The organism is Vagococcus entomophilus, from assembly GCF_003987595.1.
GTDB lineage: Bacteria > Bacillota > Bacilli > Lactobacillales > Vagococcaceae > Vagococcus_E > Vagococcus_E entomophilus.
Window position 1 is genome coordinate 524,796 of record NZ_NGJZ01000002.1, and the last position, 21,593, is coordinate 546,388.

The window sequence follows — 21,593 nt, forward strand, 5'->3', positions numbered from 1 at the left end:
TATTTTAAATTAGTCATACAAAAATTATCAGATAGTGAGCTAGATGAGTTAATTGAACTAGGGAATAAAGACTTATCAGCCATGAGTTATAAACATGATGAGCTAATTAAAGAAAAAATGAACAAGGGAAGATATGGAGATATTGACCAGGAGTTTATCGAACGAGAAAGAAAATTATTCAATCAGAAAGTTGCTAATGAGCTACCAAATTCTACTACGTACAACAATTTAGGAACAAATGCTCTTTACCTAATTACCACACTTCCCGAGGAAGAGCGAACGCAAGAACACGTCACCTCTAAAGGAGAGACGAAAACACCTGATGAAATGACGGTGCGAGAATTACGAGAAAGCATCAGATTAACCCGTCATGAAGGGGCAGAAATTCAATCAGAAAGAAGGAAAGAAAAATGAAAGCAAGATTTAATTTTATGACAAGACCAGGATACAAGAAAGTAATTCAAGATTATCAAAACGGAGTAAAAAGTATTATCAGTAAAAATAAAATGAGTGTTAAAGACGAGGTGATTGATGAAGAAGTAAAAGAAATCATCAACAATACTCATTCAAGTATGCAGCAATTTGTTAAAAGTGAAAGGAAACGTATCAATAAAGATATGGCTACTCTAAGAAGCTCATACAAGCGTTCTAAGTCGGTTTACTCTAATCCACAAGAAGAAATATTAAGAAGACAAGATTTTGATTTAGAACTTTATACAATGAGCGACAATGATATTGAGAGATTTTTAAGTGACAAAGAGAGGACGCCAAGCGAATATGAATTAAGAAAGATTGCATCTCGGAATAATTTATCGTCAGAAATACAGGTTAGAGTTACAAAAAAATTAAATATTCTAAAACGACCATATGAACAGGATGGACACTATCAAGAACTATCAAAAGCTTTACAAGAAATCGAATTAATTGACAAACCGTTATCAAGAGATTTAATGATGTATTTCCCTAAAGGTGATAATCAAGTAAGCAATGTTTCTCTTAGATCGTTAAACTTGATACAAAATAAACCTCATGAATTAGGAAAAGAGGCTGAAAGAGTTAATGAAGCTTTGAATTTCTTATCAGAAGTTGAGACAGGAGAAATTCCAGTAAAAGAAAGAACTCAATTGTCTAGTGTAGTAGAAAAAGAAAATAAGCTTAAATATGATGATTTTGATCTAAGAGCTATTAGAGGAACGAAAGAATTTGATATTAGAGATCGTTTTACTTACTTGAAAGAAAGATATAACGATAAATCGTCTGACCGCTTCGACATTATGAAAGATGATTACAACATTGAAGAACATCTAAACTACTTAGAACAACAACATGATAAACGTATGGCTAATGATTCAGCTTTTAAAGAGCAATATGAAGCAGCTTCGAATAAAGAAACAGAAGAATAATACTTGAAAGCTCACTTTAATTAGTGGGCTTTTTTGGTATAATGGAAAGAAAAGGAGAATTTTTTAATGCAAATATCTGATGTAACAATGGATTATTTTTTACAATTCATAAAAAGTGAGGTAAAGTTACCTGATTTATCAAAAGATTTTAGGGAACCATCATTTAATTTAGATGTTAACGCAATTATTGGATGGGAGAATCAAGATTTAAACCATGGCTATGCTGAATCTTTTTACAAGGCAGGAAAGCTAATGATTGAGAAAGGAGCCGATTTTTACGATTACTATGTTTATCCGATTATGTTTAATTATAGACAGTATATAGAATTGGCTTTAAAAGACTTACTAATAAAAAGTCAAGTATGCTTTAATCAGAGTATAAAAGTAAATATAACCCATGATTTAGAAACTGTATTAACTTCTTTGTGCGATATACTAGATAGTCAAGATAAAGCTTTTCTTTTACCTGAAGAGATTCGTCAATTCATTTTAATGTATTATAAACAAGATAAGAAAAATGACAGGTACAGATATCCTTATGATACAAAAGGAAATTTAACTAATTCTTATGATCACCATTTCATTAACTTAGAAGTGATATATAATAGTATGGAACTTGTTCATGAGTATTTATTTGGAATCTATTTAATCTTTGATGAAATAGATGAGGCTGTATATTTACACTTTCTTAATTTTATAAATAAAATTACAAGTTTTAAAAATGTTGAGGAGCTAAAAGATAAAACAAATGATAAGCTTTATGTTATTGAATTTAAAACAATTCCTTTTAGTGTTTTAACGAAAAAAATAGATGAAAGAGAGCCGAAAAAATATTTGAAATTAGATAACGCTAATGTGGTAATTGAGAATAATCATGCAGAAATACCTATTATTTATCTAGATATAGAAAAAGGCATAGAGAAAAAAATAAGTGTTGCTAGATATGAGTATGTTGTAAATAAGGAAGGAGTAAAAAAAATAAATAGTTTTTCAGTAGATTTATAAAACATCGGCGTTATGGGTTTAATTAGTCTGTGTGGAGGAGAATATTAGATGGCAACTTTATTTATTATTGGCAATGGGTTTGATTTAGCACATGGGTTACCAACTAGTTATAATCATTTTAAAGAATACTTACGTACTGAATATGATTATGATTATAATGAAAAACCTTTACTTTGGGAACAATCTACAACAATGCCAGATGGAGATGAAAAGTATGAGTTAAAAGAATGTGCTCATATTATCGATCATATGGTATCCAATGTTGGAAGAGGTTTAACTTCAATTGAGTTATGGAGTGACTTTGAGAAAGCCCTTGGATTATTAGATTTCCAAGAAATTGAAGAAGAGATTTTTGAACAATATGATAATGAAGGAGATGTTAATCCTTTTAAAACTGGTAATTTGTATGAGGATGCGTATGGTGATTTAGAAAAAATAATGAAATATGTAAAAAAATTGTTTAAAGAATGGATTAAAACGGTAGAAATTCCAGAACTATATGATTCACTATCTAATATGGATGTATACGAAACTCTGAGTGATTTATTTGAAACTGTTGATGACCCAATTTTTTTAACATTTAATTATACAGATACTTTAGAAATTTTATATAGAGAAGAAAAAATAACTCATATACATGGAAGCGTAAATAATCCGATTATCGGTCATGGAGACAATACTATAGTAGAAGAATTAGCATATCATCAAGATGAATTTATCAATAGAATATCTGCTGATTTAAGCAAGCCATGTAAATCAATAGTTGAACAAAATAGTAATTTTTTTAAGGATATAGAAAATGATATTACTGATATTTATACTTATGGTTTTTCTTTTTCTGATGTTGATGCTATATACATTAAAGAAATTATAAAAAGAATGGATACTAAAAATGTTGTTTGGTTTCTACAAAACTATAATTTAAATAATCATGAGGAATATAAAGAAAAGTTATTGAAATATGGATTTAAAGGCGAATTTTCAACATTTTAAATAATAAGAATTAGTTATAAATTATAACAATTTTCTCATTTTGTTGACTGTATAGCATACATCAAGTAAAATAATATTAATTATATTTACTTGATGTATTTAGTTTCAACATATATTTGCAAATTTTAAATTAATATAATGAATTTAAATATTCTAGGAGGGAAGATTATGATCTATATTGGTGAAGTTCTAAAAAATCGAATGGATATGCTTTCTATTGATATTAGTGAACTAGCAGATAGAACATTTTTGGATAACTCTGAAATTGATAAAATATTAAATGATAGCGTAACTTTTGATAATATTGATGAATATGATTTGACTATGATTAGTAATGTTTTACATTGTACGCCTGAATACTTTATGGATGATAGTATAAGAAAAAAGGATTTTTTAGTAGGTACTCAAAATAGAGGTATTGATACAGAAGAATCTAAAAAAATTAAATTAGCTTTACAAGATTATTTAAAAGACTTTGTATTTCTAGAAAGCGTAATTAGTAATTGATTTCAGGAGAGTGACGTTCTTTGAATAAAGTAATGATTAAAGTTGAAGAGGCTAGAGAACTTTTTAAAATTGAAAAGTTCCCTAGCAATTTTTTTGAATTAAAAATATTTACAGAATATGTTAATGAAAATAGAATTCTTATTTTTAAAGAATCAATTGGGAAACTATCTGGTTTTATAGGGTACGGTGAAAATGAATTAGCGATTATTTGTATTAATTATAATAGACCAATTGGTCATCAGAATTTTACATTCGCTCATGAATTAGGCCATTGGATGCTGCATCAAGGTATTTCATTTTCAGACGATGATCGGCAAATATCATATTCAAATAAAAAGTACGAGAAAGAAGCTAACGATTTTGCGAGTGAACTGTTGTATCCTAATGAATGTTTTGTAAAAGACTATGAGTATATTAGAACCAATGACTTACTTAGTTCAAAAAAAAGAAAAGAATTTGCTGAATACATTGATGGATTGTGCCATAAATATTGTATGAGCTACGAAGCAATTTTAAATCGAATTTTATATAAAGCAAAGTTAATTAAATCAAAAAATAAAATCAAAAAAGAAATTGTAAAAGAGTTAGGGAAAAATTGGTCAGAGCACTTTGATTCTAATTTTTATACACCAAAAAATCATGAATTAAAAGAGTATCAAAAATCTTGTGAACCTTACACATACATGAATCATATACTTGAATGCATGTTGGAACGAAAAGAAATCAGTGAAGCCACAGCTGAAGCCATTAGATTAAAGAATGGATTAGACTTTTTTAAATGAGGTATTTAATAGATACTAATGTTTTCATGAATAAAATTTCAGATTCAATAATTGATGTGGCAAAATTTTGTAAAAATGAAAATTGCGGTATGTATATTTCTCCTACAATATTGAGAGAACTAGAACCTCCAGTTAATAGTAACTTTTCAAATGGTTGTTTTAATATTGTTGATAACTGTATTAACGGAGTTTTATGTAATAAATGTTTTATTCAAATGGTTGAAATTAGTAAAGAAGCTAGAGAAGAATACAAAAAAATTAGAATTAGACATTATAGATGGATAGAAGATCCAGATTATTTAAAGAAAATGTTGGATGAAGGAAAACTTACTCGAGATGAAATAAAATCAATACGCTATAAAGATGTTGGTGAGTGTGAATTATTGGCTGTTGCAAAAACAGAAGAAAAAGCACATGAAATTGTTACAGATGATTTTGGACGAGTATACAAGCATCCATTTAATAATATCTTTGAACATTATAAAGATGATGAAAAAATACAAATATTACCATCAAAGGATTGGTTGTCAAAAATTGGATATAAGTAAATATGCCCTCGTGAATGATAGAAATTATGTAGCTATTTTTGTAGCCAAAAGTATTTTATAGAATAACTACCAGTTAATAAAGTAGTTATAAATTATTATTGAACGCCTTGTTATTCCTTGTTAAATCAAGTCAATTAATAATGTTGGTTTAAATGGAAGGCAGTGTGGGCTGATTTCAATTTAAGTATTAGAAATGTTGATTTATCAATGCTTCTGGTGCTTCTTTTTTTTGGGAAATTAAACTAACTATAACGGCGATTAAAAGTGATATTTTTCTTTTTCTATAAACTGAGCGAATTGATCTGCGCTTCTCATGTTCAGGTACTAATTTGGAAAAGGAGAATTGTTATAAAGGATGTTATCACTTATTCAAACGATTTAGGAGAGTCCACAGGGATTTCACCTCAACTCAAACTTGGAGAAACTCCCCAATGCCGTGAAGTGGTCAAGGTAGGAGTATTATTATATTAACTACAAATCTTGACTTCAATTTTCTAAATGAAGAATGAAGAGTGTAAATCAAATAATAATCACTCGTTTTTTCAATGTCATTGGGAAATTGTTTACCTAGATAAATGTAATCAAACAATGTAATTGAATAAGTTATTCAATTATCAAAGAATAGTATTGCTTTTATGAGCATTTCATCTTAACGATATGTTTCAAGGCTTTTCAAGTGAAGTAATAGCATATTGGTAATGTTAAAATAGTTATCTGTGTAAGAAGAATCGAGCATGATATCTTTAGAAATAATGTCATAGGGAATAGATGCAGTCTTTGTTTTTGATTATTAAACTTTGACTAATCAATTTATTTTCTTGGAATAATAGTCTTTTTAATTTTTTCTATTCGTTTTATCGTCGTTCAATTGCTTTTCTCTCATGGATTAATTCAACTATAAGTTTCATAAGCGTTCTTTTTTCTTCTAATAAATTCAAAATAATCACCTCTTTATTAATAAGAGGTTTTAAAGGCATTCAATAACAACAAAAAAACTATCAATTAATTTTTGATAGTTTCTATATAGTAGTATTTAAGGAAAGTGAAAAGGTAGTCATCGAACATCACGATATTGAATCAATCCAAATGAAATCAGACTAAGAAATAAGGACCAGATACCCTGAACTAATAAACCTTGAGAACCATTTAATAAAGTAGTTGTATGAGGTGTGAAAAAAAGATTCATAGTTGCTAAATCGGGTAAGTATTTTGCAAATGCAGTCATTGCGAATAACATTTGACTTAATCCAAGAATAAGAGAGAACATTATTGCAATCGGTAAAATGTGTGATTTGGTAATGATGGTCAAAAAGACTGTAATCCAAGTTATTAGCGTCCAACTTAACATTGCAATAATCACTTTAATCAAAAATTCAAGAATTAAAGGGAGAGTAAAAGAGCCATTAAATTGGATAATACCAACTCCTAAGCAAATTAAACTGGAGAGTAAACCAATAATCCAAACTATAGCTGTTAGAAGAAATATCTTAGCAGTAATGAGTTTTATTCGCGCAGGTATTGTTAATAAGGTTGTACGCAAATATGAATTTGAATATTCTTGACCGAAGAAACTAGCGGCTATAATAACAAGTCCCGCTTGGCTCAAAAATAAATTACGTAAACTAATGGATAATATCTCATTGGTTACCAAAGGTTGATCATTTCCAGCTCCCAAAAAAAATAATATTACAGGAGCTACTAAAATGGTTCCGATTGCGCCAAATAAGCACCAATTATAAGAGAAGAATTTGATTAGTTCACTTTGAAGAATATTCTTAATCATCAATATTTTCCTCCCACGTCGCTACGAGTAAACGAATAGAATGCTATTAACATAGAAAAAAATATCCACAGAAGAAGTATCAATATACCTTTTGCTGGATCATGAGCATAAGATTTAACCGGAGTAGCAACAATATGATTTCCTGCTGCTACGGGTAGATATTCCCCCCAGGACCATTTCTCTGCTAGATAACTTCCAAGATTGTAGATTTGAGGAACTAGAAATATCAATGGAACAATCATATTTCTAAATATTAAGCCAATCAAAAAGGATAAAACTGTTAATAATGTCCAATCTAATGTCGTATAGCCAATAAACTTCCAAGCTATTGGACTTAAAATGAATGGGTTCAATCCTAAACTACCTAATCTAACATGTGTAATCGCAACGGTTATAAATATTGAAATAAATGAAACTAATATAGTCGAAATCAAAATAGTTAGTAGTTTGGCATTAAAAAGTTCTTTACGCTTATTGCTATATAACATGGTTGTACGCAAATTATGATTTTTATATTCACTAGCGCCGCTAATTCCGCCCCAGAGTACAATTGGAAGTACTCCGAATAAAGCAGCATCAAAGCCAAAATAATCTAGTGGAGGTATAGCTTCTAGTAAGTCGGGGTGTGTCGCTGGAGTTGCATCTAATCCTATGGAAAGTAATTGGTTAGCTTCTAATAATCCAAGTAAGGGTTGAAGAACGATTACTAATGCAAAAATGATCCACCAGCCATGACTATTTATCAGTTTAGAAAATTCGGAATAAGTTACTTTAACAAAACTCATGATTAATTTCCTCCCTCAGTAAGTAGAAAGAATACATCTTCTAATGTTTCAATGCTTTGCATCACTTCATGAAGTTCACCAGTAACAACAATCTGACCTTTGTTAATGATAACAACGTCATCCGCAATAGCTTCGATTTCAGAAAGGTAGTGTGAGGAGAGTAATACTGTTTTTCCTTGATCAGCTTGTCTGCGAATAAAATTTCTAAACCATTTTATTCCCATGGGATCTAAGCCATTTGTTGGTTCGTCAAGAACTAGATATTGGGGATCTCCCAGCAGAGCAATAGCAATCCCTAACCTTTGCCCTTCACCTAAAGATAGGGTTCCAAGTTGTGCATGACTTTTATTTGATAGGTCGACAATATCTAAGACTTCTGAAATACGTTTATTTGGGATATTGTTACTTTTTGCAATGATTTTCAGATGTGTTTTAACTTTTCTTGATGGAGTTCCGCCAATCCCATCAAATGCCGATCCAACAATTTGCAATGGGAAGGTGAAATTACTATAATTTTTTTTACCGAAAGTTGCTGTTCCTGATAAAGGTCGGTCTAAACCGAGAAGTATTCTAAGCGTAGAGCTCTTTCCAGCTCCGTTAGGTCCAAGAAAAGCTGTTATACGTCCTTCTTTAGCCTTAAAAGTTATATTTTCTAGTATATTTTTCTTTTTATGTTGTTTACATACATTCGAAACGACAATATTTTTCAATAGTATGACTCCTTTAAATTATTTTATTTAATTTGTTTTTAAATTAAAAATTTACACTTCTCTATCCACCTATTCCCAGTACGATTAGACCAGATAGTTGCAGAGTCATATTAGAAATAGGAGTCATGAATGCTTGTATTTTAGCTAATCTTATTCCAATATTACGCAATCGTTCTGCTTGCAGTTTAGATTTTTCTTCCTCTATGTCTGTTGCGTTTGTTGCACGAATTGTTCTGATAGCATGTAAATCACGCTCGATATCGCCACTTAATTTTCCTAACTCTTTTTGTGCAGAAAAACTAGCTTTCTGTATAGCTTTACTCATAATAATGGTTCCAATAAAAGATACACAAACTGTTGAAAGAGCCATAAAAAATAGCAAGGAATCTCTCAAAATCATCCCGATAGCTGCCCCAACAACAACTAAAAAGCCACTACTTAACGCAATACTTACTTGTATTAAAGCCATTCTCAATTTAGAGGAGTCACCACTAACCCTGCTTAGTAGATCACCTACACTTCTTGTATCGTACTCGTGGATTGGTAATCTTAATAAATGACTAATTAAACTTTTTCGCGCTTTAAAAACGACCCCTTCACCAATTATTTGTAGCAAATAATATTGAACCGCTGTTAAAATCGTTGATAATATCAATACTATAATGAGAATTCCTAAACTTGAATTAATCTTAATTCCTGTATTTGATTGATCAATTAAATTAGCAACAAGGTTAGGTTGAGCGAGAGTTAAAGCCGCACTGATTAATCCTAATATTCCAACGCAAATGAATTCCCAATTATGCCCTTTTGCTAAGGCAAACAAGGACCTGGTATTTACTGAGGGTGTATGGTTCTCAGAATTAATAATTTCGGACTCCTTTTTTTTACGTTCTATATTTTCTTGTTTTATTTTTTTCAAATACGATTCTTTTCTGAGGATATCAGTTGAATGGTGTGGCACACATATCGCTTTAGAATATATTTGAACTTCTGCGGGCTCTCCAATAGGGCATTCATTTAGCTCTATCCATGCATGTGCTCTAAATGGCTCTTGTGCATACCCAGTACACCAACTTACTGATTTACGTTGTAGCCACAGTACTAATACAACAGCAAGTGATCGTCTAAGACATCCTTCTTGACTTCTACATCTACTACTTACGATACACACTGCGTTTCGCGCAGTTTTTACCTGTTTTTCTGATGCGGGAGGATTGTTTTTTATTAGCTTCACCAATATTTTTTCAATTCTCCCAGGGGACATCCAATTAAGCGGTGCAGACAGTATTAAACTCAAACGAGCCAAAAATCTCGCACTAAAAGATACCGAATCTATTTGTTCTGGAAAAAGTTGGATATTCATTATGCAAGTTTCATCTCCTTCAGAAGAGCCATAAACTCAGCAACATCTGTTTCCGCTTGCGCTTTATCTAGAGAGAATGAAGTTTTCAATTGTAGTGCTAACTCATCTACCGTCAAGCCTTTACTCAAACCTTCCAACATAGAAACTCCAGAAGCATTTACTTGAAAATAAATTCCTCTACTTTTATCCAAAACGATTGCGCCATCATCTTGGCTAATAATTTTCAACTCTCTTTTTACTTTTCTCATTAATATTATTCCTCCTTTTTAGAAAATAACTACAAGTTAACAACCGTTAATTTTCTTTCATTTTTTTCTATTTTTTTAAAGCTACACGAAGCCAGCGTTCAACAGCTGCTAATCTCTCAAAAGCTTCAACTCTAGTATGTAGAGCAGAAGGCATTGATAATTCAGAAATTAGTATATCTGCATCTATAATTCCCAATTCAACTAATTTGAATTGGTGCACTTTCTGGGAGTACTTCTTTACAGCTTCTTTGTAGCTTTTATACAAACTGGTGGAATAGTCTCCTTTAAATCCACGTGTAAAAATATTTTTTGAAACAAGTCCTTTAGTGGCATTATATAAAATTGATTTTGTTACAGTATGATCTTGTCTATAACGGGCTGGTATAGCTAAAGAATAATTAATAATGTCTACATCTAAAAAAGGAGCTTGCCAAGTCATACCGTTAACACCATATATGTTGTTAATCTGAGTTATCAAATGTCTTTGAAAGAGTAGAGACTCAATCATCTGGTGTCGAGAACGATCGGAGTCTAAAGAATTCGGTGTGTTATCTAATTTATTTATTAGGGCGCTATAACTTAATTCTCGGTAAGTCTTCGTAAGCCAATTTGGTACTGTGACTGGACCACACCAATTGAGTGTAGAACTTTGACGAGTTTGTTTAGCATAGCCAAAGCCTTTATCTATTTCGTTTTTTACAGCTTCTGTAAAGGAAGTATTATTTATTAGATCTACTGTCCCAACTGAAATTGGAATCCGATTTAGTAAACAATATCGTAAACCTAAGTCTATACTGCGTAATTTATTTTGGCGTACAAGAGACCATGCGTTGGCAGGCATAGGAGTGAATAATTCATCCCCGCCAAGACCGGTAAAATGAGTGGCACTGGCGGGAGTTAATGCTGAATTTTCTATAGATTCAACATATCCTTCTGTATCTGCCCAAAATAATGGAGAATCTGGTAACACTGAGTTTGAGTAGTCCCTATCAATTTCAAAATTTTTCCCCGAGCTACCTAAAGAAGGTAATGAAGTAAATATGGCGTTGATATCGTTTGAGATTAATTTTGCCCATGTAGAATCGCTATTCCATTCACTATCAGCGTTTGCGTGATAAAGTTTAACATTAGCTTGAAGAGCTTTTAAGATATAAATAATTGTTGCTGAATCAACTCCACCTGAAAGGTCAGCGGATATCTCAGAGTAACTAACTGTATTTTGACTAAGCAATTCTAGAAGGCGCTCTCGTATTTTTGGATAAATAGATTCGACTTTGTTTTCTAAGTTTGGAGGTGTCCAAGTTTGTATGGTTTCTAAGATTCCATTTGTTGTACATTTCAAAATATAGAATGGTTGGATCGTGTTTACATTTTCCCATAATGGAATATTTTGGAATGGGTAGTATGGTAAATTATGAATTAGATTTAATGCAAGAGCCGATTTAGAAATTGGTAAATTAAGAAATAATGCGATATTTGCTGATGAATCACTAATGATTAGTTCATCATTTGAGTCCACCCATGAAAGAGAAACATCAAATAATGATCCTCCCATAAATAGCCCTTCTTTAGTTATGAAAACAAATACGCCTTTAGAAATATTTGCTTGAAGATAATCTAATATGTTTTCTGTAGAAGTGTAGTTAAATTGGTCTTTATTACAAAATATTCTTGAATATTCAGAAGAAATACAGTAAATTTCAAATTGATCACGTGTATGTTGAGAGTACTCGGTATTGGATACCAGCAGTATATTAGTATAGTCTGTAGTAATACGTTTTTGAAACATCGATTTTTTTGAGGATATTGAGATATTTGATTTGTTTAAAATAATTAGAAACACCTCCCTAAATAAAGACTATGCGGATTATTAAAAAAGGTCATCGAATTACATAATTCGATGACCACTAGCATAATTATTTCCCGTTTTGTATTTTAGTAATAAATTATAACTTGGAAAAGAGCGCGTCCACCAAATACATCTCTAAATTTACCTGTCCAAAGACCACGAGTAGATTCTTTAAAACCTGCAATTTTTTCAATTGATGGTTTACTGTAATTTTGCTTTGTCATAGAGTTCACCTCCTTCATAGTTGGTGTATACTAAATTTTCTAATTCAAGTAAATTAGAAAACAGTTACCTGGATTACTTACTACTGAAAAATGAGTTTAGGAAATTCTTGACATTTATATTTTAATTAAACAATAGATCAAAACAGCAAGAATCAGGAAATGGTATACTCTTAATATGTTTTTTTATTTTTAGTAGCTTTTTTCTATTCAATCAACATATTAATCATACAAAAAAGGGGGCAATTTGTAATGAGTATATTGTGCAATTAGTTAAGAAAGAGTATGATGAAGTTAACATTAAAAGAGACATAGAGTGGAATATAAATAAAATCTGTATTGTTTATTACATTAGTGGGATATTAGAGAATTTTATTCAAACTATGAATTCAAAATTAGTATCTTTAAAAAACGAAGACCCATAGAATAGTGAAGGAATAGTTAGATTGGAGGAGAGTGCATGAAAGAAAAATTTGTTTATTTGTTATCCTCATTTGTATTCTTAGTGATTGCTCTATTTACTATTAAGCAGAATGATTATTTGTATGGCTCACAAGCAACAATTGTTGTACCGATTATCGTTGGACTTATTATTTTTTGTGTTGTCATTATTTTCATTTCTAGAGATATTAAAAAGATTAGATACTTCGCTGTACTTACTTTTTTTACTTCCATTTCCTTAGTAATAGGATTATTTCCTTATTCTTTTGTGCATCCTGTCAAATCCCTGATAATTTCATTTTTACCTTACTTTGTCTATAAGTTTTTTATCACTTTTAACTTAATTTCGATCTCATCTGTTTCTAAAAAAATTGATCAAATTTTATTTATACAATCTATTATTGTATCCATGTTACTGCTTCTTAATTTTGAAAAATTCACATGGATGGTGAGTACAGTAATCATTTTGGATATTTTTGGTTGTTTATTTTTATATTTTAAAGGAAAAGATCGACTAACCATTCGAACAAAAAAAGAACAAGTTTTTCTAATTCGAATACTAGTTTTATCGCTATTTTCGTTAATTATTTCTACTTCAATTTTAAGTGGGTTGACTCTTTTTCTTATCCCAATCACAGTCGGAATTATTTTAATAAAGCGTAATGAAATTAGCTTAGATAAAGTTTCAATTATTATAAATTTAGTTACTCATTTTATCTGTATAGGACTCTTCTTTATTATTAATTTTTATTTTCTCCGATTATCTATATTAGATATCTCTTTTATTTCTATTTTTTATTGTTTGATTCTGTTCATCCTCTATTTGAAGAATTGGTATCTGAGTAGTATTGAGATAAGGCGGATTCAACAAAGGAAAAAAGAATTTCAAAAAGAAAAAATTGATCTTGTACAAACTATCAGTAAAGAAAAAACGCTGTCTTCCGTGGGTACTTTAATTAGTAAAATATTATTACAACATTACGAAATTGATAGCTATTTAATGGTTTGGAAAGATCAATACTCCCCCTATATTTTGTCTAGCGCAGGAGAACTTTCCAAATTGGTTTTAACGAATAAAATGATTGCTGAATTTGAATGCGACTCTAACATATTCCATTATCACAACAATAAATATAGAAAATTCACTTTTTGTGAGAACAAACAAGTTTTAGGCTGGTTACTCATAAATAAAGAAGAAGGTTCTGACTTAGCGAATATGAAACATGAAGAAATAAATGAGTTAGTTTGTGTTGTTGGGAAAATAATTATTGAAAATGAACGTTTATATGATGTGAGACAAGAAGCATTGAAAATAGAAAGTTTGTCTTATGATGAATACGTGAACTATGAGTATTTAAACATGGTACAAAATTTTCATAAAGACTTTTCATTTTTTATCCACGACAATGTTTTGCAAAATATTTTGGCTTTAAAAAAATTAATCGAATCGATGTCTACTGAAGATGTAGAAACAAAAAAATTAGTATTAGAAACTTTTGATACCTTAAATAAAACCTTTAGGGATAAAATATTTGAACTATATCCTTCTGCGATTGAAACTGCTCCTTTATCACAAAGTATTCGAATTCTTTGTGATAAATTTAATAAGGAACATGAATGTATACTTGTTCATTTTTATTGTCCACAAGAAACGCATTTAAAAAAAGAAGAGAAGTTTCATATTTATCGAATTATGCAAGAATTACTAACTAATGCTTTAAAACACTCTCAAGCAACAAAAATTTTTGCTTCACTTATTCAACATGAATTTTACATTGAGGGTATTGTAAAAGATGATGGTATAGGATTTGATTATAGCAAAATAAAGCTTAGAGAATTTGAACATGAGCATTTTGGTATTTTATCAATCAATCAAGAAGTTCATTCATTAAACGGAAAAATGAAGGTGTCATCTGTAAACCCGCATGGGACAAAATTTACAATAACTTTACCGATTGTAAAGGAGGATATAAGTTCATGAAAGTATATTTACTAGATGATCATGCACTTTTTTCTAAGAGTCTGGAAATTGCATTTCGACCAATGGATATCTCAATTATTAGCTTTACTGAGCCAGAAATATTTTTAGGTAAACTAAAAAATAATCAACCAGATTTAGTGTTATTGGATATCCATATTGGAAAATTAAGTGGATTTGATATATCTAAAAAGATTCTTAAGAATTTTCCGAATCAAAAAGTGGTTTTTTTATCGGGCTTTGATTTAATTGAGTATAAGAATGAAGCAATAAAGTCAGGAGCATGGGGACTATTAAATAAAAATGTAACAATTGAAGAACTATATGATGATTTAAAAAAAATACATCATGGAAATAATCTTCTACCCAAGTGCCAAAGTACATTATATGTTCTGAGTGAACGAGAAAAAGAGATACTAAAATGTGCGGCAGAAGGTCTTAGGCAACAGGAAATAGCAGAGCGTCTTTATATTAGTAGAAGAACAGTAAACAATCATCTTGTTTCCATAAATAATAAATTAGGGGTGAATTCAACTGTTTGTGCAATTATTCAAGCTATTGAATTGGGAATTATTAGAGTAAAAGGATATTGATACTTAAAAAATATGTCAATGTTTACGGAGTGCCATACCCCATATTATAAAGGGTATTTTTCATGATTTAGATTATAACCAATGTTCAGTTCAACTTGTTTGTGGGTAGTAGAAATTGATTTAAGTGTTCTCCTACCATTCTATTCAAAATATTCAGTCTGTTTTTTTATGTGAAAAATAGCACAATAGTTGTGTAGGACAATTTATTTGAATTGCAAGGTGAATTTTTATTAAGACTTTTTTTTGAAATTGAGGAAGAAAGGATGAAAAGTATTTAGTACATCATAGCCAAAAGCTATCGATTTATTTGTTTATTTGCATCATTGCAGCGGGAACGCAAGTGGGCTTAGCTTTCGTCTATCAGGCTATTTCTAAAAGTGTACTTGAAGGGAATTTGCAAAGGTTTATTCGTCTTTGTTTTTTTGTACTACTATATCTTTTATTCGATGCGCTTATGGACTATTTACCAAGGCTTACAAGAGCTCGATTGGTTCAATCGGTTACGATGGATTTGAGAAATAAGCTTGTAGAAAACGTTGAAAGTACATCAATAAAGGATATGAATCAAATAGAGAGTACATTCTTTATAGCAAGGCTTATTAATGAGTTGGAAGTTGTTGAGAAAGGGTATTTGAATCCTTTAGCCAGAATATTTTTAAGTGTCTTTGTGTTCGTTTTTTCTCTGATTTCTGCATTAACCTTACAGAACTCTTTTACACTAATTGTGGTTGTATTGTCCATTTTTCCACTAGCAGCACTTTTTTTAGCAAAGAGAATTTTATCTGGAAAGAAAAGTAACATGCTAGATAAGCAAAAGCGATTTTTAGAAAAGTATGAGGAATTGGTATATAAATTTTTAACGCTTAGGATATTTAATAGTTTTCCGTTTATCAATAGACGATTATTTTCGTTAAACGATAGGCTAAGGGATTCTAAAGTAGACTACGCTTCAGCTCAAGGTAAAACGTATGGAGTATCTTACGCTTTAGGAAATATCGTGTATACCGGAACATGGATAGTAGGTGGGATTTATGTTATTACCAGCTCGTTAACCTTTCCAGAATTAATAGCAATGACTCAATTAATGAGTATGATTGCTGGTCCAATTCAATATTTTACTGACTCATTTCCAGAATTAGTTTCTAGAAAAAATTGCTGATGATTTGATTGATTACATTGAGCAGGACTCCGCAATAAAATCCAATAGTTTCGAAGAATATCAGTCATGAATTTTAAATAATATACAGTCTAGTTAAGGATCCCAGCTCTTGATTCAAAGTACAAGCTTGTGGACAATTGAGTTTCTTGCACTTTTTTTGAAAATAATTGTTCAACGTCTTTCTAAAAGCTGTTTTTTCTCATAGATTTATATTTAATGATCGCTATTCGAATTTTATATTGAAGCACTCAATCAGTATTTTTTCTATACTAGTAGTGCATATAGTTAGTATGTTTTTTAAAATGGATATTTTTAAAAAGTTAAGATGTGAACTAATAAGGAATTGATTTAGACTCTAAAAATAATTAGAATATATGTAAGAAAGTTGTTTTTTAAAAATGATTCAAGAAAATAAGTTGGTAAAGGAGTGAGTGATATGTACAAAATTGCATTATGTGATGATGAAGCGTTACAAAGTTCAGAGTTAGAGAAGATGATTGCAGAATACTTGGTTAATCAACAGATTGAATTTGAAATTGATATATATGAACGAGGGGAATCGTTGTTGAAAGCGATTGAGAAACAGTTGCTTAGCTATCAAATTATTTTTCTTGATATCGAAATGGCGGGAATAAATGGTATAGAAACAGCTAAAGAAATCAGAAAACAAGATCAACATGTGTTGCTAAATTACATTACAAGCTACGATAAATACAGTATGGAAAGCTTCGAAGTGTCCCCCTTTAGATATTTGTTAAAACCAATCGAGAAAAAAACAATTGAAGCATTGTTAGATTTGGCTGTTGAAAAAATTGAATTGAGCAAGCGCTATTTATTCGTTAAAAGCAATAGAGTTCAGCATCAAATTTGTTACGATCAAGTTGTAACGATTTCGTCAGAAAAAGGTAGACAAATTAGAATTGAATTATCCAACGAAGTGGAAGACATTTTATTTTATGGGAAAATAAAGGAAATGGAAAAGACTCTGAATGATTTATTTTTTGTTAAAATTAATTGTGGGACAATTGTCAATATGAACTGCATAACAATGGTAGAGGATAGTCTAATTTATTTAAATAATGGAAAGCAAGTAACGGTCAGTAGAGGAAAAAGAAAGTTTTTTTCACAGAGATATAATCATTTTGTTGAAAGATCAATTGGAGTATGAGTGAATTTCTGATGATTTTATTAGCTATCTTTTTAATTGGACTTCAAGGTTTATATATCGCATTTTATTTGACAAGTTTTTTAGAGTTGAAATATAGCAGAAAAGCATTTTTTTCTATATGTACTTTATTGATTTTAGTTTCTAAAATTAATGTAAATCGTGGTGTGGAAACTCTTGAATTTAGATATTCAATTTTTGGGATAATTGCCATGATGATTATCAATTGCTTTTATGGTTCTATCTCTAAAAAAATATTTCATTATTTTTGTATTGTCTGTTTATTTTGGTTTCAAAATAAACTTTTAGTCTTATCTCAAGGGAAAGATCATCCAGATATCCTGTTGCTAAAGTTCATTCTCTCGTATAGTTCTGTTACTATTTTAGCCATATTGATTGTTGCTTTCTTATACTATTTTAGAAATAAGCATGAAATAGGTTTGGAAAACAAAGAATATGTGATGTTATCAGTTGCTCCTTTTATTTCAATTTTGTTACTTATGTATCCTTTTGCTTTTAGTATTTGGGAAGAAATTTTATTTAGTTTTGCCATGATGGGCATTAATGTAATGACTATTTTTTTATATAACTATTTGACAGAAAAGACTTATCAACTACAACAACAAACTTTGTTGAGTGCTCAAAATCAACATTACGAAGAAGTTCTGAAGAATCAGCAAGAATTAAGAATCTTAAAGCATGATTTGAAAAACTTATTACTTGGATTACGTTATCATATTCAAAAGGGAAATGTGGAAAAAGCCAATTTGATGTTGGAAGATATTGCTGCTGATTCAGTTTATTCTTATAAATCTTATACGGAGTGTTGGCCGATAGATACCGTATTAAATAGTAAAATTACTCAGATGGAAAAAGAAAAAATCAAATTTTTCTTAGACTTAAAAGTACCAGCGGATCTTAAAGTGGATGGAATAGCAGTAGATATTTGTGCAATTTTAGGAAATGCATTAGATAATGCTTTAGAAGAATGTATTAGAATTGATACTTGCTTAAAAATAAATATTCACATTTATTATCATGAAAGAAAACTGGTTTTTAAGATAACCAATCCTACAAAAATTCAGAGTTTAAATATTTCTGGTAAGTTGATAAAATCTTCCAAAAAGTTGAATAGATATGGGAGGGGGATTAATAGTATTAAAGAACGAGTAAAAAGATTGCATGGTTATTCAGATTTCTCATGGGAAGCGGACGAGTTTAAAGTCATCATTATAATACCAATTAAATACAATAAATGACGAAAAAACTGCAATTGCTTAAAACTACTGATGTGCGTAATGCATTCATTCAGCAGTTTTTTTAATTTTTTGAAGGTTTCTTTTTTATATTTTGATCAGAAAATTTTTTTATCAACAATTTAGTACATAAAATCATACAGATTACGACAAGAAAAGTAAAAATTAACTAAATACAGATATACTTACTTTACCAATAACAGTTAAGGCCTAAAGTTGTTGTTTGTTGACAATATTGATTGGAAAGGTGGTGAGATATCATGTTGCTATTCGCTTCCAAAAAAGGGAAAAAAGCCGGTTGTGTATCAGTCGGAGCGATTTTTTGTGCGTCAGTGGGACACTATATCAAAGAAATTAAAAGCACTGTTTAACAAAAAAATCTTGTTTGAAGATAGCGGTAGGAAAGAATAGCTGCTTACCGCTATTTTTTGAAAAGGGGTGGATGAAATTAAAAATAAAGTGCTAAAAACATATAATCAGAAAATACAAACTTTGTTCATCTGCATTGGGATTTCAATTTTATCAGGTGTGACATTGCTAACTACGCTACTCACGATGGCAATAGTGCCTGTTAAATCAAATATTTTACTTAAAGTGACTTTACCAACTGTTATTGCGCTTGTTATCATCCCTGTTATTTTAGCCAAATTGATTAATAAACCTGATAAAGTCTTTTTAAAATGGAATGAAAAAGAGTTAGTGATATCATGCATCGCAATATGCATTTTTTCCGGGTTATATTATGTATTTAATGGGACAAAATTTGGGGAAGTTACAATACTTTTTTTATTAGCACATTATTTCATTGCTGCATTTTCAGAAGAATTTTTATACCGACATATTATTTTAAACGAACTGTTACAATCATGGAATGTTTTTTTTAGCGCTTTATTGTGTGGACTTATTTTTTCGTTGCTTGGACATATTGGTGATAGTCCTCTTGATAATTTATTATATCGGTTTCCCTTAGGTGTGTTTTTTTCAATTTTCAGACTAAAAACAAATTCTGTTTTATATACATCAGTTATACATGCATTTTATAATCTTTTATTGATTATTGGATAAATTAAGCAAGTAGAAGAGGAGTGAATTGATTGTGAACGGATTTAAAGAAAAAGCTATTTATGCTGGTCCAATCATTTTTTTGGGGTGGTGGATATATGTTGCAATAGAAGTAACAACATTTAATTTTCTTTCAGCGTTTGCCTTTATTGTCATTGTTCCAATATTACTTTTCTCGATTATAGTAGCACGTATTGTTAATATGGTTGCCCCTTTCCAAAAGAGAAAGAATCTTATTCTTATAACTGCTTCATGTATATACTCGACTTTCTTTTACTTCATTGTGAATGGACTAATTAACGAGACTATTGTTTCAACTATCGTAAAAAATACTAATAGAATTAGTGGTAATTTAGAAGATATGAGTATTAGTAATATAAGTTTCAATAATGATTTATCGTCTATAGTTATGATTTTTTTTATAGTTCTTGTTTTTACTAAAATATTTCAAGTGATATTTAGTAGAAAGATGGTGAAGTAATTATGTATATGAATTCTCGTATAGGTCATTTAAAAGTTAAAGGAATTGATATGATTTTTAATTTTGATAATGGTGTAGTAGCAGGAATTGATTCTAAAGGAGTAATCTTTTTAGACGGTATAAAAAATGGGAATGAGTTTCAAAAAGAGAAACTATCAGCAGCAGAAAAGTTGTTTGTTCAGTTTCTATTGGAGAATGAATTTATTTCATATAAGCCGTTCCAAAAGAAAGAACAAGTTATGACAGCATATATTCATCTAACAAATCAATGTAATTTGCATTGTGTCGGTTGTTATTCGTTCGATGATAAAAGAAATAGAGCAGAGGATATGGGGTACGAAGAAATTTGTGTGGCAATTAAAAAACTAGCAGATATAGGAATTGAAAATCTTGTGTTTTCTGGGGGAGAACCTTTGCTACGGAAGGATATCACAGAAATTGTTCGGTATGCAAAAATTGAAAGTCAGCTGCGTAACATTGTATTGATAACAAATGGCACAATTTACAATAAGGAGAAATTAGCAAATATATCAAAATATGTAGACACAGTTTCAGTTTCAGTAGACTCTTATGCGGAAGATTGTCCCGCGTTTATAAGAGATGAAGGGATTTTCAATAGGATAGTTCGGACAATAGAATTTTTAAAAGAAAGTGGAAGCAAGGTAAATATTCTACCAACTGTGCATCATTTGAATGCCAATAAATTGAGTGAATATGTAAAGCTTGCCAATCAGCTTGGAGTTACGATGAGTTTTAGTATCTTGACCGCTTGTTTTGAAGGGGAAATGAAGCAATATTTACCAAGGTCTAAAGATATTCAAACGATTAGTGATTTTATGCTTCATACGGACATATTTATTGAAGATACATCTATTGGCGGAGAAGTGCTACAAGCAGAAAATTATTGTGGAGCAGGAAAGACAATGATTTCTATTGGGACACAAGGAAATGTCTATCCTTGCCATATGTTGATGTATGAAGAGTTTTGTATTGGGAATATTAGAGAAGAAACAATTACAACTATGAGGGAAAAAGAAAAAAAAGCAAAAATATTTTCTTCTTTAGAAGTAGATAATTTAACCGGTGGATGCAAAGAATGTCAATTTAAGTATTTCTGTGGTGGTGGTTGTCGTGCCAGAGCGTATCTAAAACACAAAGACTTATTAGCGAAAGATCCATATTGTAACTTATTCTATAATTATTATAATGAAACGACAAAAAACATTTAAAAATCATGCTATGTGCTAATGAATTCATTGTT

At 30.2% G+C, this 21,593-nt stretch carries 22 protein-coding genes; 15 read left to right on the forward strand and 7 right to left on the reverse strand.

Annotated features, from left to right (window positions below; genetic code table 11):
* The first annotated feature begins 81 nt into the window (after positions 1 to 81).
* The 7 genes from CBF30_RS08495 to CBF30_RS08525 all read left to right on the forward strand — a co-directional run bounded on the left by CBF30_RS08495 (position 82) and on the right by CBF30_RS08525 (position 5,238).
* Complete coding sequence (locus CBF30_RS08495; RefSeq protein ID WP_126825183.1) at positions 82 to 414, forward strand: hypothetical protein; 333 nt, start codon at positions 82 to 84, stop codon at positions 412 to 414.
* Positions 411 to 1,403 (forward strand): hypothetical protein, encoded by a 993-nt coding sequence (locus CBF30_RS08500; RefSeq protein ID WP_126825186.1) that lies wholly within the window; start codon positions 411 to 413, stop codon positions 1,401 to 1,403. Before CBF30_RS08495 ends, CBF30_RS08500 begins: the two co-directional genes overlap by 4 nt.
* Positions 1,404 to 1,469: 66 nt before the next feature.
* Positions 1,470 to 2,408 (forward strand): hypothetical protein, encoded by a 939-nt coding sequence (locus CBF30_RS08505; RefSeq protein WP_126825189.1) that lies wholly within the window; start codon positions 1,470 to 1,472, stop codon positions 2,406 to 2,408.
* Between the two features lie 48 nt (positions 2,409 to 2,456).
* On the forward strand, positions 2,457 to 3,401 hold the full coding sequence (locus CBF30_RS08510; RefSeq protein ID WP_126825192.1) for a bacteriophage abortive infection AbiH family protein: 945 nt from the start codon (positions 2,457 to 2,459) through the stop codon (positions 3,399 to 3,401).
* A 168-nt stretch (positions 3,402 to 3,569) separates the two neighbouring features.
* Positions 3,570 to 3,908: a helix-turn-helix domain-containing protein gene (locus CBF30_RS08515; RefSeq protein ID WP_126825195.1), complete on the forward strand. Its 339-nt coding sequence runs from the start codon at positions 3,570 to 3,572 to the stop codon at positions 3,906 to 3,908.
* 20 nt (positions 3,909 to 3,928) lie between these two features.
* On the forward strand, positions 3,929 to 4,690 hold the full coding sequence (locus CBF30_RS08520) for an ImmA/IrrE family metallo-endopeptidase (protein ID WP_126825200.1): 762 nt from the start codon (positions 3,929 to 3,931) through the stop codon (positions 4,688 to 4,690).
* 26 nt (positions 4,691 to 4,716) lie between these two features.
* A complete protein-coding gene (locus CBF30_RS08525; RefSeq protein ID WP_126825203.1) occupies positions 4,717 to 5,238 on the forward strand; it encodes a hypothetical protein in 522 nt (173 codons plus the stop codon).
* A gap of 1,054 nt (positions 5,239 to 6,292) precedes the next feature.
* Here CBF30_RS08525 and CBF30_RS08530 read toward each other — a convergent pair.
* From CBF30_RS08530 to CBF30_RS08560, 7 genes are all read right to left on the reverse strand, one after another.
* Positions 6,293 to 7,021, reverse strand: coding sequence for an ABC transporter permease (locus CBF30_RS08530; protein WP_126825206.1), 729 nt, complete (start codon positions 7,019 to 7,021; stop codon positions 6,293 to 6,295).
* Entirely contained in the window at positions 7,021 to 7,806 is a 786-nt protein-coding gene (locus tag CBF30_RS08535) for an ABC transporter permease (protein WP_126825209.1), read from the reverse strand. Before CBF30_RS08535 ends, CBF30_RS08530 begins: the two co-directional genes overlap by 1 nt.
* Before the next feature lie 2 nt (positions 7,807 to 7,808).
* The gene (locus tag CBF30_RS08540; protein WP_126825212.1) at positions 7,809 to 8,516 is read right to left on the reverse strand and encodes an ABC transporter ATP-binding protein; all 708 of its coding nucleotides are present in this window, start codon (positions 8,514 to 8,516) and stop codon (positions 7,809 to 7,811) included.
* A 61-nt stretch (positions 8,517 to 8,577) separates the two neighbouring features.
* Entirely contained in the window at positions 8,578 to 9,879 is a 1,302-nt protein-coding gene (locus tag CBF30_RS08545) for a lasso peptide biosynthesis B2 protein (protein ID WP_126825215.1), read from the reverse strand.
* Positions 9,879 to 10,127 carry a PqqD family protein gene (locus CBF30_RS08550; RefSeq protein ID WP_126825218.1) on the reverse strand — a complete coding sequence of 83 codons (249 nt, stop codon included), beginning with the start codon at positions 10,125 to 10,127 and terminating at the stop codon, positions 9,879 to 9,881. Before CBF30_RS08550 ends, CBF30_RS08545 begins: the two co-directional genes overlap by 1 nt.
* 67 nt (positions 10,128 to 10,194) lie before the next feature.
* On the reverse strand, positions 10,195 to 11,970 hold the full coding sequence (locus CBF30_RS08555; protein ID WP_245975048.1) for an asparagine synthase-related protein: 1,776 nt from the start codon (positions 11,968 to 11,970) through the stop codon (positions 10,195 to 10,197).
* 92 nt (positions 11,971 to 12,062) lie between these two features.
* The gene (locus CBF30_RS08560) at positions 12,063 to 12,200 is read right to left on the reverse strand and encodes a putative RiPP precursor (protein ID WP_126825221.1); all 138 of its coding nucleotides are present in this window, start codon (positions 12,198 to 12,200) and stop codon (positions 12,063 to 12,065) included.
* Between the two features lie 457 nt (positions 12,201 to 12,657).
* Here CBF30_RS08560 and CBF30_RS08565 point away from each other — a divergent pair, with 457 nt between their 5' ends.
* The 8 genes from CBF30_RS08565 (at position 12,658) to CBF30_RS08600 (ending at position 21,561) form a co-directional block, all read left to right on the forward strand.
* The gene (locus tag CBF30_RS08565) at positions 12,658 to 14,619 is read left to right on the forward strand and encodes a sensor histidine kinase (protein ID WP_126825224.1); all 1,962 of its coding nucleotides are present in this window, start codon (positions 12,658 to 12,660) and stop codon (positions 14,617 to 14,619) included.
* Positions 14,616 to 15,209 carry a response regulator transcription factor gene (locus CBF30_RS08570; protein ID WP_126825227.1) on the forward strand — a complete coding sequence of 198 codons (594 nt, stop codon included), beginning with the start codon at positions 14,616 to 14,618 and terminating at the stop codon, positions 15,207 to 15,209. Before CBF30_RS08565 ends, CBF30_RS08570 begins: the two co-directional genes overlap by 4 nt.
* A 307-nt stretch (positions 15,210 to 15,516) precedes the next feature.
* Positions 15,517 to 16,368, forward strand: a complete 852-nt coding sequence (locus CBF30_RS08575; RefSeq protein ID WP_170168981.1) for an ABC transporter ATP-binding protein — start codon at positions 15,517 to 15,519, stop codon at positions 16,366 to 16,368.
* A gap of 436 nt (positions 16,369 to 16,804) precedes the next feature.
* A complete protein-coding gene (locus CBF30_RS08580) occupies positions 16,805 to 17,536 on the forward strand; it encodes a LytR/AlgR family response regulator transcription factor (RefSeq protein WP_126825233.1) in 732 nt (243 codons plus the stop codon).
* 11 nt (positions 17,537 to 17,547) lie between these two features.
* On the forward strand, positions 17,548 to 18,792 hold the full coding sequence (locus tag CBF30_RS08585) for a sensor histidine kinase (protein ID WP_126825237.1): 1,245 nt from the start codon (positions 17,548 to 17,550) through the stop codon (positions 18,790 to 18,792).
* 435 nt (positions 18,793 to 19,227) lie between these two features.
* Positions 19,228 to 19,854, forward strand: a complete 627-nt coding sequence (locus CBF30_RS08590) for a CPBP family intramembrane glutamic endopeptidase (protein WP_126825240.1) — start codon at positions 19,228 to 19,230, stop codon at positions 19,852 to 19,854.
* Between the two features lie 31 nt (positions 19,855 to 19,885).
* A complete protein-coding gene (locus CBF30_RS08595; protein WP_126825243.1) occupies positions 19,886 to 20,332 on the forward strand; it encodes a hypothetical protein in 447 nt (148 codons plus the stop codon).
* A 2-nt stretch (positions 20,333 to 20,334) separates the two neighbouring features.
* Positions 20,335 to 21,561, forward strand: a complete 1,227-nt coding sequence (locus CBF30_RS08600; RefSeq protein WP_126825246.1) for a radical SAM/SPASM domain-containing protein — start codon at positions 20,335 to 20,337, stop codon at positions 21,559 to 21,561.
* The last annotated feature ends 32 nt before the right edge of the window (positions 21,562 to 21,593 follow it).

Excerpts from the sequence above, each read along its gene's own strand:
- CBF30_RS08535 (WP_126825209.1), bottom strand. The coding sequence starts at position 7,806 with ATGAGTTTTGTTAAAGTAACTTATTCCGAATTTTCTAAACTGATAAAT.
- CBF30_RS08505 (WP_126825189.1), top strand. The coding sequence starts at position 1,470 with ATGCAAATATCTGATGTAACAATGGATTATTTTTTACAATTCATAAAA.
- CBF30_RS08530 (WP_126825206.1), bottom strand. The coding sequence starts at position 7,021 with ATGATTAAGAATATTCTTCAAAGTGAACTAATCAAATTCTTCTCTTAT.
- CBF30_RS08580 (WP_126825233.1), top strand. The coding sequence starts at position 16,805 with ATGTACAAAATTGCATTATGTGATGATGAAGCGTTACAAAGTTCAGAG.
- CBF30_RS08515 (WP_126825195.1), top strand. The coding sequence starts at position 3,570 with ATGATCTATATTGGTGAAGTTCTAAAAAATCGAATGGATATGCTTTCT.
- CBF30_RS08550 (WP_126825218.1), bottom strand. The coding sequence starts at position 10,127 with ATGAGAAAAGTAAAAAGAGAGTTGAAAATTATTAGCCAAGATGATGGC.
- CBF30_RS08495 (WP_126825183.1), top strand. The coding sequence starts at position 82 with ATGAGTTATAAACATGATGAGCTAATTAAAGAAAAAATGAACAAGGGA.
- CBF30_RS08600 (WP_126825246.1), top strand. The coding sequence starts at position 20,335 with ATGTATATGAATTCTCGTATAGGTCATTTAAAAGTTAAAGGAATTGAT.
- CBF30_RS08500 (WP_126825186.1), top strand. The coding sequence starts at position 411 with ATGAAAGCAAGATTTAATTTTATGACAAGACCAGGATACAAGAAAGTA.
- CBF30_RS08570 (WP_126825227.1), top strand. The coding sequence starts at position 14,616 with ATGAAAGTATATTTACTAGATGATCATGCACTTTTTTCTAAGAGTCTG.
- CBF30_RS08585 (WP_126825237.1), top strand. The coding sequence starts at position 17,548 with ATGATTTTATTAGCTATCTTTTTAATTGGACTTCAAGGTTTATATATC.
- CBF30_RS08525 (WP_126825203.1), top strand. The coding sequence starts at position 4,717 with ATGAATAAAATTTCAGATTCAATAATTGATGTGGCAAAATTTTGTAAA.
- CBF30_RS08510 (WP_126825192.1), top strand. The coding sequence starts at position 2,457 with ATGGCAACTTTATTTATTATTGGCAATGGGTTTGATTTAGCACATGGG.
- CBF30_RS08560 (WP_126825221.1), bottom strand. The coding sequence starts at position 12,200 with ATGACAAAGCAAAATTACAGTAAACCATCAATTGAAAAAATTGCAGGT.
- CBF30_RS08545 (WP_126825215.1), bottom strand. The coding sequence starts at position 9,879 with ATGAATATCCAACTTTTTCCAGAACAAATAGATTCGGTATCTTTTAGT.
- CBF30_RS08565 (WP_126825224.1), top strand. The coding sequence starts at position 12,658 with ATGAAAGAAAAATTTGTTTATTTGTTATCCTCATTTGTATTCTTAGTG.